This window comes from Hymenobacter sp. BT559, from assembly GCF_016427535.1.
Taxonomy (GTDB): Bacteria; Bacteroidota; Bacteroidia; order Cytophagales; family Hymenobacteraceae; genus Hymenobacter.
The window spans coordinates 41,749-56,419 of sequence record NZ_JAELXV010000003.1; the positions used below are offsets into that span (position 1 = coordinate 41,749).

The following is a 14,671-nucleotide window of genomic DNA, read 5'->3' on the forward strand; positions in this document are numbered from 1 at the left end:
GGCATTAGGCACCTAGGGCCGCCGCGTGGCTCTTTGCCAAATACGCTACGCGTACTTTTGGCCTCCTTACGTGGCCTGCCCCTTGGTTACACCACTTACATGCACAACCCCCTAGGTCCGTGGCTCGATACGGCGGCCATTCTACGCTACCACCGGCAGCGCATCCGCGAGTATGGGCCGGGCGGCGCTGAGGCATTGGGCTGGGCTCGCTCGGAAGGCCAGCAAGTGCGCTTTCAGACCTTGACCCAAATCGGAGACCTTGCCTACCGCTCGGTGCTCGACGCAGGCTGCGGCTATGCCGACCTCTACCCCTATTTGCGGGCACGCTTTGCGGGCGTGCAGTATCACGGCATCGAGCACATGCCCGAGCTACTGGCAGTAGCTCAGGCCCGCTACCATGGCGCCGCTGACATTACCCTGAGTGAGGGAGATTTTTTGCGCACCCCGCCGCCTCCTGCCGACTACGTGCTAGCAAGTGGCGCTCTCAATTACCGTCCGCGCAATCCGCAGTTTATCTACCGTTCTATTGAGAAGCTGTTTGGCAGCTGCCGCTTAGGGTTTGGGTTTAACCTGCTGAGTTGGGAACCGGCCGGTGGGGGCCCGCTAGCCGCCTACGAGCCGGCAGTGATACTGGCTTTTTGCGAGCAGCTAGCGCCGCGCGTCGAGTTACTGGAAGGCTACTGGGAGGGCGACTTCACGATATTCATGTACCGCTAGTAGCTGGCTCGCCCACCAGCAGGTAGCCCAAGCTACAACGCCCAGGCTACCCGCTATCACTTTTAAAACAAGCCGGCGGCCACGCGGCGAATGGCTTCCGATTTGCCCATGCTGTAGTAGTGCAGGCAGGGCACGCCGTGGGCCATTAGCTCGCGGCTTTGGTTGAGGCACCACTCGATGCCCACCTCACGAGCGGCGGCGTTGTCTTTCGCGCCGTGAATGGCTTCGGCCAAGGTCTCGGGAATGTTGAGAAAGAAGGCCCTAGGTAGGGCGGTGAGCTGACTCTTTGTAGTAAGCGGCTTGAGGCCGGGGATGATAGGCACCGTGATGCCCGCATCGCGGCAACGACGCTCAAACTTGAAAAACTCTTCGTTGTCGAAGAACATCTGGGTCACGATGTAATCGGCGCCGCGGTCTACTTTTTCCTTCAGAAAGCGGATGTCCGAGCCGAAGTTGGGCGCCTCAAAGTGCTTTTCGGGGTAGCCGGCCGTACCGATGCAGAAGTCAGTGCTGAGGATGGGCTCGGCGCCGGCGGGCTGGTACTGCTCGTCGTGGTCGTGGTAGCGGCCGTGGTTGAGCTCGCTAATCTGGCCAATGAGGTCGCAGGCGTAGCGGTGGCCATCGGGATGCGGCTGGAAGTGGCCCTCGCTCTTAATGGGGTCGCCGCGCAGCGCAAGCACGTTATCTATACCTAGGAAGTGCAAGTCAATCAGCGCGTTCTCGGTTTCTTCTTTGGCAAAGCCGCCGCAGATGAGGTGCGGCACGGTGTCCACGTCGAAGCGGTTTTTGATGGCCGCGCAGATGCCCACCGTGCCCGGCCGCTTGCGCACGGCCTTGCGCTGCAAGAGGCCGCCCGGCCGCTCGCGCAGCACAAACTCCTCGCGGTGGTAGGTCACGTCGATAAACGGCGGCTTGAACTCCATTAGCGGCTCGATATTCGAGAACAGCGTGTGGATGTTTTCGCCTTTGCGGGGCGGCAGCACTTCGAAGGAAAACAGCGTTTTGCCTTCGGCACGACGCAGGTGTTCAGTTACTTTCATGGATTGTACCGTGGACCCTGCGGGTCCGCGAGTTTTAGCAGCTTCTTAAACGATAACACGCGCGGACCCACAGGGTCCACGGTACACTATTGCGGGTCGTAATTCAGGTTGGGCATCAGCCAGCGCTCTAGCTCAGCCAGCGGCATCCCCTTGCGCTCGGCCAGGTCCACCACTTGGTCGCGCCCAATCTTACCTAGGCCAAAGTAATTAGAAGCCGGGTGGGCGTAGTACATGCCGCTCACGGCGGCGGTGGGGTACATGGCCAGGTTTTCGGTGAGAATGATACCCGTTTGCTTCTCCGCATCCAACAGCTTGAAAAGCGTGATTTTCTCGGTGTGGTCGGGGCAACCGGGGTAGCCTGGCGCGGGCCGGATGCCGCGGTACGTTTCCTTAATCAGTTCCTCGCCCGTCAGGTGTTCCTCGGGGTCGTAGCCCCAGAACTCTCGGCGCACGCGCTCGTGTAGGCGCTCGGCAAAAGCCTCGGCCAGGCGGTCGGCGATGGCCTTAATCATGATGCTCGAGTAGTCATCGTGGTCGGCTTCGTACTGCTCAATCAGCTTTTCGATACCGATGCCGGCCGTCACGGCGAAGCCTCCTAGGTAGTCCTGGCGGCCGGTTTCCTTAGGTGCGAGGTAATCGGAGAAGGCGATGTTGTGCACGCCGGGCGCCTTTTCGCTCTGCTGGCGCAGCGTGAAAAACTCGTCGCGCACCTGCTGGCGGGTGTCATCCTCGTAGATTTCGATGGTGTCGAAGTCCTTGGTATTGGCCGGCCAGAAGCCCACCACAGCGCGGGCCGTGAGGCTCTTGTTGGCGATTACCTCGGCCAGCATCTTCTGGGCATCTTCGAACAACTTGCGCGCCGCTTCGCCTAGGTTGGCATCTTCCAGGATGCGCGGGTAGCGGCCCTTCAGCTCCCAGGTGTGGAAGAAGGGCGTCCAGTCGATGTACTGGGCCAGTTCCTCTAGGGGGTAGTTGTCGAGCACCTTAGTACCCAGGAAGCTCGGCTTGGTGATGGGCGTGGTTTCCCAATCAGCCTTGAAGCCGTTGGCGCGGGCCGCCTCAATGGTGAGGTAGCTCTTGTCGCGCTGGCGGCCGGCGTGGTCTTCGCGTAGCGCGGCGTACTCGTCCTTAATAGTCTGCGTGTAGGCGTCTTTAGCCGAACCTAGGAGGCTCGCTGCCACGCCTACTGAGCGCGACGCGTCATTGACGTACACCGCCGAACCCGAGTAAGCAGGCGCGATTTTTACGGCCGTGTGCAGGCGTGAGGTGGTAGCCCCGCCAATGAGCAGTGGCACTTGCAGCTTGCGCTTTTCCATCTCGCGGGCTACGTACACCATCTCATCGAGCGAGGGCGTGATGAGGCCGCTGAGACCGATGATATCGGCGCCTTGCTTTTGGGCTTCGTCTAGGATACGCTCTAGTGGCACCATCACCCCTAGGTCCACTATTTCGAAGTTATTACAGGCTAGCACCACACCCACGATGTTCTTGCCGATGTCGTGCACGTCGCCTTTCACGGTGGCTAGCAATATCTTGCCGGCCGTTTGGCGGGCGTTGCCTTCTTTCTCAGCTTCGAGGTAAGGCTGCAAGTAGGCCACGGCCTTCTTCATCACGCGGGCCGATTTTACCACCTGTGGCAGGAACATCTTGCCGGCGCCGAAGAGGTCGCCCACCACGTTCATGCCCGACATTAGGGGGCCTTCAATTACGTCGAGCGGGCGGCCGACTTGCTGGCGTACCTCCTCGGTGTCCTGGTCGATAAACTCGGTGATGCCGCGCACCAGCGCGTGTTGCAAGCGCTCGGCCACGGGCAGGCTACGCCAGGCATCGGCCACTACTTCGACCTTGCCTTTTTGCTTCACCGTTTCGGCAAAGTCTACGAGGCGCTCGGTGGCGTCGGCGCGGCGATTGAGTAGTACGTCTTCGCAGAGCTCAAGCAGGTCTTTGGGCACGTCGTCGTACACGGCGAGCTGGCCGGCGTTCACGATGCCCATGTCGAGTCCGGCCCGGATGGCGTGGTAGAGGAAGGCCGCGTGCATGGCCTCGCGCACCACGTCGTTGCCGCGGTACGAGAAGCTGATGTTCGACACACCGCCGCTGGTGCGGCAGCCGGGCAGGTTTTCCTTTATCCACTTCACGGCCCGGATAAAGTCGAGCGCGTAGTTGCGGTGCTCCTCAATGCCGGTGCCGACGGTGAGGATGTTGGGGTCGAAGATGATGTCCTCGGCCGGGAAGCCAACTTCCTTGGTCAGAATATCATACGAGCGCTGGCAAATCTCAATGCGGCGCTCGTAGCTGTCGGCCTGGCCGTCTTCGTCAAAGGCCATGATGACCACCGCCGCGCCGTACTGGCGCACCAGCCGGGCGTAGTGCTTGAAGCGCTCCGGGCCTTCTTTCAGCGAAATCGAGTTGACAATGCTCTTGCCCTGCACGCACTTCAGGCCAGCCTCAATGACCGTCCACTTCGACGAGTCTATCATCAAAGGCAGGCGCGCGATGTCGGGCTCCGAGGCAATGAGGTTCAGGAAGGTGGTCATGGCCGCCTCCGAGTCGAGCATGCCCTCGTCCATGTTCACGTCGAGCACCTGGGCGCCGTTTTCGGCCTGGGCGCGGGCCACGGCCAACGCAGCCTCGTAGTCGCCCGAGCGAATGAGGCGCGCAAACGCCCGCGAACCCGTCACGTTGCAGCGCTCGCCAATATTAACGAACAAGCTGTCGGACTTGATATTGAAAGGCTCTAGGCCAGCCAGGGTCAAGGACGCATTAGCGGCCTTTTCCTCATCTTCTAGCGCCTCCTTCGAGTCTACTTCCTGTTCGATACCGCGCGTGGGGTACGCATCGGCCAGCCGGCGTAGCTCGGCAATGTGCTGGGGCGTTGTGCCGCAGCAGCCGCCCACCACGTTGAGCAAGCCTTCTTTGAGGTAGTCTTCGACCAGCGCGGCAAATTCCTGGGCGCTTTCGTCATAGCCGCCGAAGGCGTTGGGCAAGCCCGCGTTGGGGTAGGCCGATACTGACACATCGGCCAGGCGCGCTAGCTCGCGCACGTACACCTTGAGCTGGTCGGCACCTAGGGCGCAGTTGAGGCCCACGCTCAGCAGCGGCAGGTGCCGGATGCTATTCCAGAACGCTTCTACCGTCTGCCCGCTTAGGGTGCGGCCCGAAGCGTCGGTGATGGTGCCCGAAATCATGATGGGCACCTGCCGGCCGCCTTCGTCAAAGAACTGCTGCACCGCAAAGAGCGCGGCCTTGGCATTGAGGGTATCGAAGATAGTTTCGATAAGCAGCGTGTCTACGCCACCATCCACGAGGCCGCGCACTTGTTCTAGGTAGGCAGTGGCTAGCTCATCGAAGGTCACGGCCCGGTAGCCGGGGCGGTTGACATCGGGGGAAAGCGAGGCCGTGCGGTTGGTGGGCCCAATGGCGCCGGCCACAAAGCGCGGCTGCTCGGGCGTGCTGTACTCGTCGGCAACCTCGCGGGCTAGACGCGCCGACTCGTAGTTCAGCTCGTATACTACGTGCTCGAGGGCATAGTCGGCCTGCGCGATGGTGGTACCGCTGAAGGTATTGGTTTCGACCATGTCGGCCCCGGCCGCAAAATACTCGGCGTGAATAGCCCGGATTATGTCGGGCCGCGTGAGGCTCAGCAGGTCGTTGTTGCCACGCAGCGGGTGCGAGTGGTCTTTAAAGCGCTCGCCCCGAAAGTCCTCCTCCTCCAGCGGGTAACGCTGAATCATGGTGCCCATGGCGCCATCGAGCACCAGCAGGCGCTGGCGCAGCAGGCCGGGCAGCGGTGAAATACGAGCGGGGTCAGGAACGACGGGAGCAGCAACTGGGGACATAGTCTTTCGGGAAAGCAAAAGCGACGGCAAAAGCCGCTATCCAGAAAGAAAGCCGCGCCAAGCGGTGCGGGTTCCGGCTGATATCTTCTTTGGTCGTAAGCACTTGACCAAACAGGAGTTGGCACCAGCCTTAGGGCGGTTGCCAAGACGTCATCGGGCCTGGTCCCTCAGTCTTTCTGGATAGCAGCATCACGAAGATACAACTGCCAGCCGCACTTTAACTAAAACCTGAACCAGTTGACCTTAGGCTGCTTGCTAGATGCAAAAAGCGCCTTCCCGAGGAGGAAAGGCGCTTTTTAGAAAAATCAGAGGCCGCAGTGACCTAGGGGAAGAGCACGCCGCGGTAGCTGGTGGGGTTCACCTGTGGCACCGACGAGCCGTATTTAGCATTAATAGCCTTAATCATCTCATTAGCTACCAAGGCATAACCGCGAGGCGTGGGGTGCACACCGTCAAGGCTAAACAGGTTGCCGGTGATGAAGCCGGCCGAGTTGTTCACCCCATTGACTACCGTGGGGCTGGCCGCGACCGAGCGGAAGTAAGTATAGGCATCGAAGAACGCTAAACCTTTGGCCGAAGCGGCGGCTTGCAGCGAGCTATTGAAGGCCGTAGTGGCTGCCGCCACGTTGGCTTGCTCGGTAGCATCGAGCACCAGCGTGCTGGGGAAGGGGTTGCCGTTGCTAGCGCCGAAAGCCTGGGTGGTATCAACCTGCAGGGTAGCCAGGAAGACCGACAAGTTGGGAATAACGGCGGGTAGGCCGGGCCGGGCCTGGGCGTAGAAATCGCGCCAGTATTTACCGGTACGCTGGCCGTAGAGGCTCACATAGGGCGCGGCCGTGAGTGTAAGCAGCAACGGCTCGCTGCCCCCGGCACTGCGCACGCTGGCCAGCGTCGTAGTCATGCGGGTATTGGGTTGCAAGGGAGCCAGGATGCCGGTGGTATACACAAAGGGCGCCGCCGTCGGGACGTTAGCTGCCGCCAACAAAGCGCGGGCCGAGGGACCTACCGTGTTGAAAAACGGAATGCCTGCTACATCCGGGATATTGCTCACGATACCCTTGGCGCCATTGGCTGTGAGGGCATTGATAATGCGTACCGCCTTGAGATTAAAGGTATCGGTGCGGGTAATAGCTCGGGTAGCCACCGCGCCACCACCTGTGGCGTAGGCTAGCACGTCGTTGTTGCCCAGCCAGCACGAGAAGAAAGTAGCGGCCGGCGTATTGGCGGTGCCAGCTACCTCCGCTTTCACACGCTGAAAATAGGTCTGGCTGCTGCCGTCGGGCGTAATGCGCTCGAAATAAGCATTGAAGTTGGCGTCACTGTAGGCCCTGGTCGGGCTCAGATTACCAAAGTTAGCCGTTTGAATATCAGCCAATTTAATACCATCCATCCCTAGGTTATCAACCCGATCAAGGTACTTGGTATAAACTACCGTGGGCGTAACGGCCCGAACAGCCAAATTGGTAGTGACTGAAGACGTAATGGGGGTGCCCGTAGCCGTGAAACCGGCCAAACGCAAGTAGCCCGAGCCGTTAGACTGCGCTTCTGTAAAGAGCGGCTGGTTAAATGCTCCTCCACCAGCCAGCGCAAACTGTTGCGCCAGCATGCTGGGGTAGGAGTTGAGTTGACCTTCGCGGTAAACGCCACCGTCTTCCGTACCGCCGGTGAGCGAGTTACCAATGGCGATGTAGCGGCTAAAATTGGCCGAGCCCGCCGAGGTGCTGGGCGCGTCGATGTCGGCTTGGCAGCCGGCCAGGCTCAGCAGCGCCAGCGCGGGTAAGGCCTTCACTGCAAAAGAAGAAATAGTAGTCATGAGAGTATGCAGGTGGGAAAAAGGTCGGCCTTAAAATTTGACGTATACCCCGATGCCGGGCACGCTGATGGTCGTCTTGTAGGTACCGGCCACGCGGTCGGTGGTGCCATTGGCCACTAGGTCGGCCTGGCTCTGGCTGCGCTGGCGGAAGTCTTCGAACAGGAACGAGCCGTCGATGCCGAAGCGCTGGCTAAACTCGTAGGTGAAGCCCGCCGTGAGGCCCACGCGGTCGGCGTCCGGGGTTTCGGGCGTTATATAGCCATCGCGCACGCAGGCAAAGTCATAGAAGGTACCAGCCCGCACGCTTAGGCCGCTGGTGAGCTTGTACTGGCCACCTAGGCGCAGGGCCACGGCGTCTTTGTAGTTGCGCGCTGAACTGGAGGAGGTAACGCCCGCTCCACCCAGCACCCCGCCGGTGTAGGTGAAGTTGAGCGCCTGGTATTTGCTCCAGCGCACGAGGTTGGCGTCGAAGGCTAGGGTCAGCTTGTCGTTGGGGCGCACGCCCACCCCGAAGTTGTACACGTCGGGCAGCGGCAGTGTGGCGCTGAAGTTGGTAGCCGTGAAGCTGCTGGCCGCGGCGGCCGGAATGCCCGACACCCGCACATCGCCACCCGACACGTGCGCGTCGATGCGCGAGCGGTAGCTGGCCCCGAAGCTCAGCTTATCGCTGGGTTTATACATAATACCCACGTTGTAGCCGAATTTGTGGTCGGCCTTGCCCGCGAGCGTAGCGTGGGCCGTGGTGCCATTCTGCGATTGCAGCGGAATGTCACGCTGCAGGTCGACGTCGCCGTAGGCCAGCATTACGAGGCCGGCGCCAATGCCCAGTTGCGGCGTGATGGCGTAGGCGGCCGTGGCTTGCACGTACACCGAAGTCAGCTTGATGTCGGTGAGGGTATAGCGGCCCGACCAGCCCTGGCCGTAGTGCAGCTCGCTGCCGAAGGGCACGTAGGCCCCTAGGCCCACCTGAAACTTGTCGTTGACCTTAAAGCCCGCGTAACCATTGAAGGGGAAGACGTTCTTGTTCTGCAGGGTCTCCTGGCCAGTGCCGCCGCCCTCGGGGCGGAAGGTGATGCGCGGAACGGCCATATTGAGGCCGGCCTGAAAGCTGCTGTAACCCACAAAAGCAAACGCGCCGGGATTGTAGAACTGGGCAGCCTGGTCAAGATATAGGCCGGTGCCCGTGCCACCCATGCCAATGTTCTTTTGGCCCGAAAGACCTATTTGAAAGCCGCTTGCCAGCGCGCCCGAGGCGGACGCCAGCAGCGCTCCTCCCGCGAGGAGTAAAGATTTCGCTTGCATACGTAGAGTAAGGGTGGGTGAGAAAGATGGGAATAAAGGTATTGTGCTTTTTGTAAAAAACAGTAGGCACGCCTACTATATCCCACCCATTATTTTCTGCAAAGCTATTGCCTTCTCACGGTGAATGAATTTGGGCCTAGGAACGCAGTGGTGCGGAGTTGCCCCACCCACGCGCTACTGCATTTCAAAACATTAACTTAACAACACTAGCTTTACCTATATGGTAGTTTTGTACTACTATTTCCCCATAGCTTCCACTATATGACAAAACCATTCCTCAAACTGGGTTGGACTAGCTTGCTGGCGCTAGCCACGCTGGGCGCGCATGCCCAAGCGACGGCGCCGCTTACTGGCACTTCCTACGCGCAAGATTTTAGCGAATTAGCCGCTACTGGCACGGCTAATACCAAGGCCACGCTGCCCCTAGGGTGGGATTTTGTAGAATCCGGCACCAATGCCGACCAAACCTACGCTACCAGCACTGGCTCCAGCACGGCTGGCAATACCTACAGCTTCGGCGCCAGTGGCAGCACCAACCGCGCCTTTGGCTCGCTGCAGAGCGGCTCAGTTGTGCCCACTATCGGGGGCGGCTTTGTCAACAACACCGGGGCTACGCTCACCAGCATTACCGTTACTTACACGGGCCAGACCTGGCGTATTGGCACCATCAACCGCACCGACCGGCTCGACTTTCAGTACAGCACCGATGCCACGTCTATCGGCACCGGCACCTGGACGGGCGTAGCTGCGCTCAGCTACACTAACACGGCTGCCGCCGCTACGGGCGTGGCTAACCCTACCCAGACGGCCTCCATCACGAGCACCATCACGGGGCTTAATCTAGCAGCCGGCGATACATTTTGGGTGCGTTGGAACGACTTCAATGCTAGTGGGGCCGACGATGGCATGGCTATCGACGACTTCTCGCTGAGCTGGAGCGCGCCCACGGCTGCCCAGCTTACGGCTGCTCCTAGCCCGCTCGCCTTCGGCAGCACGGCCGTGGGCAGCACCTCGGCCGCCAAAACCTACACCCTGACGAGTGCCAACCTCAGCGACCCGACCACGCTTACGGCCACGGGCCCGTTCGTACTCTCTAAGGATGGCAGCAGCGGCTCGTATGGTACCACGCTTACCTACTCGGTAGCCGAGCTGGCTACCCCTGCCACAGTGTATGTGCAGTTTGTGCCCACCTCGGGTGGCGCGGTTACGGGCCGCATCAGCCACAGCAGCGGCACGGCATCGGCCACGGTGGTGCTGAGCGGCGCTGGCTACGACCCTAACCAGACCAGCTTTAGCTTCGATGCCTGCACCGGCACTGCCGACCTCTCCGATGGCTGGCTGCAATACAGCGTGGCCGGTGCCCAAACCTGGACTTGCACCACCTTTGGTCGCAACAAAGCCACGAACTCGCCCACGGCTTCCGCGCCTTACGGGGTGCAAATCAACGGTTTTGCTAACGGCAGCAACGTCGAAAACCAAGACTGGCTCATCTCGCCCAGCCTGAACCTGAGTGCTACCAACTTTCCGTCTCTCACGTTCTGGGCGCGCTCGGCGTTTACGGGCCCGAGCCTGGCCGTGCGCGTTTCGACCAACTACACGGGCAGCGGCGACCCTAGCCTCGCTACCTGGACGACGATTAGCGCGATTCTGCCCACGGCTGGCTCCGATGTTTGGACGCAGGTAGGTGGCCTCGACCTGAGCGCCTTCAAAGCACCCAAAGTATACGTGGCTTTGGTATACACCTCGGGTCCCAGCACTGGCGCCTCGCGCTGGACGGTCGATGATATTGCCGTTACCAACGGCAATGCTGCTCCGGCCCCAGCTCTGGCCGCTAACCCGACTACTCTGTTCCTAGGTAACCAATCGGTCAGCAACAGCAACATTCAAACCTTCAACCTCAGCGTGGCCAACCTGACGGGCAACGTGACGCTGACGACGTCGGCCGCCGACTACCAAGTGGCAAAAGCTGGTGGCGCGTTTGCCCGCACCATCAGCCTCACCCCGGCCGAACTAGCTGGCCCCACTATCATTCAGGTAAAGTTTGCGCCCCTCACGGCTGGCTTGTCCTACGCTGGCAACGTCAGCATCGCTACGGCCGGCGCCTCTACGGCCACGGTACAGCTGGTTGGCAACTCCTACGACCTGAACAGCTCGCTGGAAGTAGTGGACTGGAACATGGAGTGGTTTGGGGCGGCCCCCTCGGCCAACGTAGGCCCAACCAACAAAGACCTGCAGCAAGCCAATGCCTTGAAGGTGATGGCCAGCCTGCAGGCCGACGTCTTCATCCTGCAAGAAGTGGTGAGTGTTGACCGCCTCAAGCAGGTAGTGGCCGACCTGTCGGCCGCCACAGGCATTACCTACGGCTACCAGGCCTCGGATTTTGGCTCTTATGCCGACGACCCCACCACCGACGCCGCTGACTACGCCAGCGCCCAGAAGTTGGCCTTCGTCTACAACACGGCCGTGGTGACCAATCCCACGTTCCAGGGCCTACTGCGATGCAACGAAACCGACAACTGCCCCGCTTACAACGCCTGGGCTGGTGGCCGCTTCCCATACATGATGACCGCCACGGTGACCCTAAACGGGGTAGCCAAGCAGGTGCGGTTCATCGACATTCACGCCAAGGCTAACAGCACTGCCACGTCGGCCAACGACTACCAGCGCCGCAAAGTAGGTGCCGACCTGCTGAAAGCCTACCTAGACGCCAATTACCCGAACGACAACATCCTCATCGCGGGCGACTACAACGACGTGCTCAATGGCACCATCGCCACGGGCGTATCGCCGGCCGTGAGCTCGTACAGCTCCTTCCTGAACGATGCCGCTGGCTACGTGCCCCTGACGCTGGCCCTGGCCAACGCGGGCGCCCAATCGACGGCTGGCTACCCAACGGTCATCGACAATAGCATCGCTTCTAACGAGCTAGCCGCCTATTACCTACCGGGCTCGGCCGCCGTGCGCACCGATATCGCCAGCCAGATTGAGAGCTACGCCACCACTACCACCGACCACTACCCGGTGTTCACGCGCTACTCGTTTTCAACGCCTGACCTGGTTATCAGCACCCCCAACCAGCTGGTGCTTAATGGCATTTATAACAGCATCACCGTTACGGGTACTGGCTCGGCCCGGGTACAGGCTCCGGTAGCAGTTAATACGTCGCTGACCGTGCAAGGCGGTGGCCGCCTCGATACCGATTGCCAGCCCCTGACCGGCCCCGGCACCTTCACGGTGGCCGATGGCGGTACACTGGGCATCTGCGACGCCGCGGGTATTACCACCACGGGCAGCACTGGTGCCATTCAGGTTACGGGCACGCGCTCATTCTCAACGGCTGCCAACTACGTCTACAATGGCACAGCGGCCCAGGTAACAGGCCTAGGCCTACCTAGCCAAGTGCGCGAGCTGACGACCACCAACGCCAGCAACCTCACCCTGAGCCAGCCCCTAACCGTGGCGCAAACCCTGACCGTGGCTAGCAGTGGCAACGTGCTGCTGAACAACCAGGCCCTGACGCTACGCTCGGACGCCGCGGGCACGGCCCTCGTCGTGAACAGTGGTACTGGCACCGTGCAAGGTGCTACTGCCGCCGTGCAACGCTACCTCGATGGCAGCCTCAATGGCGGCCTAGGCTACCGCCAGTTGTCGGCGCCGGTGAGCGGCTCGACTGTAGCCGACCTTGCTACCGCCAGCTTCACGCCTGTTGTGAACTCAGCGTATAACGGTAGCGCCATGCCCGGCTCGGTGCAGCCCTACCCCACCGTATACGGCTACGACGAAAGCCGCCTCACAACCGCGACTAATAACTCCCCGGCTTTTGACAAAGGTTGGTACTCGCCCACTAGCCTCAGCGACGCGCTGGTAGTGGGCAAAGGTTACACCGTGAACCTAGGTGCCCGGCAGGTAGTGGACTTCGTGGGTGCCCTCAACAATGGCGACTACACCCAGACCCTGACGCGCCAAGACCAAACCGCCGACGGCGGCTGGCAGCTGCTGGGCAACCCCTATCCCGCTTCCCTCGATTGGAGCCAGGTAATGCCTACCGACCGCCCCGGCCTCGAAGCGGCCGTGTACGTGAGCCAGAGCACCGGCCAGTACGCCAATACCTACCGTAGCTACGTCAATAAAATCGGTACTCCCGTGCTGCCGGTTGGCCAAGGCTTCTTCGTGCGGGTAGCCGAAAACCAGACCAGTGCCACCCTCGCGTTACACAACAGCCAGCGCGTGACCAGCTACGCTACCCAAGTGAGCGTGCAGCGCACTACCGGCGAAACCCGCCCCCTGCTGAACCTAACCCTAGGTACCGCCAGCGGCAGCGCCGACCCATTGTATGTATATGCTGAAAGCGGCGCCACTGCTGGCTTCGACGTGCAGCAAGACGCCGCCAAGCTTCCCAATGCCACTGGCCTGAACCTCGCCGCACTCACCAGCACCGGCCAGCCGTTGAGCATCCAGGGCCTGGCTACGCTGACTGGCCGCGTGGCCCTGCGCGTGCAGGTCCCGGCTGCTGGCACCTACTCGCTCACCGCTGCCGAACTGCTGAACCTGCCCGCTGGCACCCAACCCGTGCTGGAAGACACCAAAACCGGCCAGCGCACCCCGCTGACCGCCGTGGGCAGCACCTACAGCTTCACGGTAGCCGCTGGCGAGCAAACCGATGGCCGCTTCTGGCTGCGTCTCAATGGCGTAGACAGCCCGCTGGCCACTGCCAACCCGCTGCAAACCGAGCTAGCGCTGTACCCCAACCCCACCCAGAATGGCCAGACTACGCTGCTCGTGCCCACCGGCACGGGTGCTGGCCAAGTGCGTGTGCTCGACGCCCTAGGCCGCCTAGTGCGCGAGCAAGCGCTCGTGGTGGGTGGTGCTACTACGCTAAAGCTCGATGGCCTACCAGCCGGCGTGTACCTGGTGCGCGTGCAAGCTGGTAGCGAGCAGGCTACCCGTCGCCTCACCATCAACTAACGTAGCGCGCCGATTAGCCTTCTGGCTGGCGCGCAGCGGCACCTAGAAACTAGCCCGTTGCTGGTTTCTTCTCTTAAAACGCTCGTTGGCTCGGCCAGCGGGCGTTTTTTAGTTTAGAACGCTACCTAGGAAATCTTGCACATTGCTACGCAACTTGCCGCGGCTTACGTTCTCCCCTTGCTTATGCGCCCCGCTGATACGCGCCACCGTGGCCCGCACCCCGCCGATGACCAGCTGTTTGCGCCCAAGTGGGTGCCGGTGCTGCGCCGCGCTACCGCCGAGCTGTCGTGGCTGCTCACGCGCGGGTACCCGCCCAGCGCCACCCTGAAGCTAGTGGGCGACCGCTACGCCCTCACCGAGCGCCAGCGCTGGGCCGTGGGCCGCGCCGCCTGCCCCGACGAGCTACGCACCGGCCGGGCAGCCAAGCAACTGCCACCCACCGACCTAGGTGGCCGGCCCGTATCTATCGATGGCTTCAACCTACTCATCACTCTCGAAACTGCTTTGAGTGGCGGCGTCGTGCTGCGGGGCCGAGATGGGGCCCCGCGCGACTTGTCGAGCATTCATGGCACCTATCGGGCGGTGCAGGAAACTGACCGGGCCATTCAGTTGGCCGCTAGCGCGCTGCTTGCGCTTAGCCCCGGCCCGGTGCGGTGGCTGCTCGACCAGCCCGTTTCGAACAGTGGCCGACTGGCGGCGCGCCTGCGCGAGTTGGGGCCGGCCCTAGGTCTGCCCTGGACGGCCGAAGTAGTGATGAACCCCGACCGGGAGCTATCCGAAACTACCGACGTGGTCGTCACCTCCGATTCGGTTGTGCTCGACCGCGCCGGTGCTTGGCTCAATCTTACGGCGCTAGCACTGGCAGCTACCCCGCCGCGTTGGCTGCTCGATTTAAGCAAAGAGGACGAAGAGACCGACGCCGGCTAGTGAGGGATGGGTTTGGGAGCCTAAGTTAGCTTCACGGATTCCAATCTAGTTTCCTAGGTTCCTGATGC

General features: G+C 61.3%; 7 protein-coding genes and 1 riboswitch. Of the genes, 3 read left to right on the forward strand and 4 right to left on the reverse strand.

Annotated elements, in window-relative coordinates; translation table 11 throughout:
• The first annotated feature begins 57 nt into the window (after nt 1-57).
• Nucleotides 58-717 carry a class I SAM-dependent methyltransferase gene (locus JAO77_RS11035; RefSeq protein WP_198990445.1) on the forward strand — a complete coding sequence of 220 codons (660 nt, stop codon included), beginning with the start codon at nt 58-60 and terminating at the stop codon, nt 715-717.
• A gap of 62 nt (nt 718-779) precedes the next feature.
• On the opposite strand, the gene metF is transcribed toward JAO77_RS11035, so the two are convergent.
• The 4 genes from metF to JAO77_RS11055 form a co-directional block, all read right to left on the reverse strand.
• Complete coding sequence (gene metF / locus JAO77_RS11040) at nt 780-1,757, reverse strand: methylenetetrahydrofolate reductase [NAD(P)H] (RefSeq protein WP_144845753.1); 978 nt, start codon at nt 1,755-1,757, stop codon at nt 780-782.
• 86 nt (nt 1,758-1,843) lie between these two features.
• Nucleotides 1,844-5,596: a methionine synthase gene (metH, locus tag JAO77_RS11045; protein WP_198990446.1), complete on the reverse strand. Its 3,753-nt coding sequence runs from the start codon at nt 5,594-5,596 to the stop codon at nt 1,844-1,846.
• Nucleotides 5,597-5,673: 77 nt separating this feature from the next.
• Nucleotides 5,674-5,783, reverse strand: a riboswitch (SAM riboswitch).
• Between the two features lie 135 nt (nt 5,784-5,918).
• Nucleotides 5,919-7,409 (reverse strand): SGNH/GDSL hydrolase family protein, encoded by a 1,491-nt coding sequence (locus tag JAO77_RS11050; RefSeq protein ID WP_198990447.1) that lies wholly within the window; start codon nt 7,407-7,409, stop codon nt 5,919-5,921.
• A gap of 30 nt (nt 7,410-7,439) precedes the next feature.
• Nucleotides 7,440-8,711 (reverse strand): OmpP1/FadL family transporter, encoded by a 1,272-nt coding sequence (locus JAO77_RS11055; protein ID WP_198990448.1) that lies wholly within the window; start codon nt 8,709-8,711, stop codon nt 7,440-7,442.
• A 261-nt stretch (nt 8,712-8,972) separates the two neighbouring features.
• On the opposite strand from JAO77_RS11055, the gene JAO77_RS11060 reads away from it, so the two are divergent.
• Together JAO77_RS11060 and JAO77_RS11065 are read left to right on the forward strand one after the other, a co-directional pair.
• Nucleotides 8,973-13,676 (forward strand): DUF8693 domain-containing protein, encoded by a 4,704-nt coding sequence (locus JAO77_RS11060; RefSeq protein ID WP_198990449.1) that lies wholly within the window; start codon nt 8,973-8,975, stop codon nt 13,674-13,676.
• A gap of 183 nt (nt 13,677-13,859) precedes the next feature.
• Nucleotides 13,860-14,603, forward strand: a complete 744-nt coding sequence (locus tag JAO77_RS11065) for a DUF434 domain-containing protein (RefSeq protein WP_198990450.1) — start codon at nt 13,860-13,862, stop codon at nt 14,601-14,603.
• The last annotated feature ends 68 nt before the right edge of the window (nt 14,604-14,671 follow it).

Excerpts from the sequence above, each read along its gene's own strand:
- JAO77_RS11050 (WP_198990447.1), bottom strand. The coding sequence starts at position 7,409 with ATGACTACTATTTCTTCTTTTGCAGTGAAGGCCTTACCCGCGCTGGCG.
- JAO77_RS11060 (WP_198990449.1), top strand. The coding sequence starts at position 8,973 with ATGACAAAACCATTCCTCAAACTGGGTTGGACTAGCTTGCTGGCGCTA.
- metH (WP_198990446.1), bottom strand. The coding sequence starts at position 5,596 with ATGTCCCCAGTTGCTGCTCCCGTCGTTCCTGACCCCGCTCGTATTTCA.
- JAO77_RS11055 (WP_198990448.1), bottom strand. The coding sequence starts at position 8,711 with ATGCAAGCGAAATCTTTACTCCTCGCGGGAGGAGCGCTGCTGGCGTCC.
- JAO77_RS11065 (WP_198990450.1), top strand. The coding sequence starts at position 13,860 with ATGCGCCCCGCTGATACGCGCCACCGTGGCCCGCACCCCGCCGATGAC.
- metF (WP_144845753.1), bottom strand. The coding sequence starts at position 1,757 with ATGAAAGTAACTGAACACCTGCGTCGTGCCGAAGGCAAAACGCTGTTT.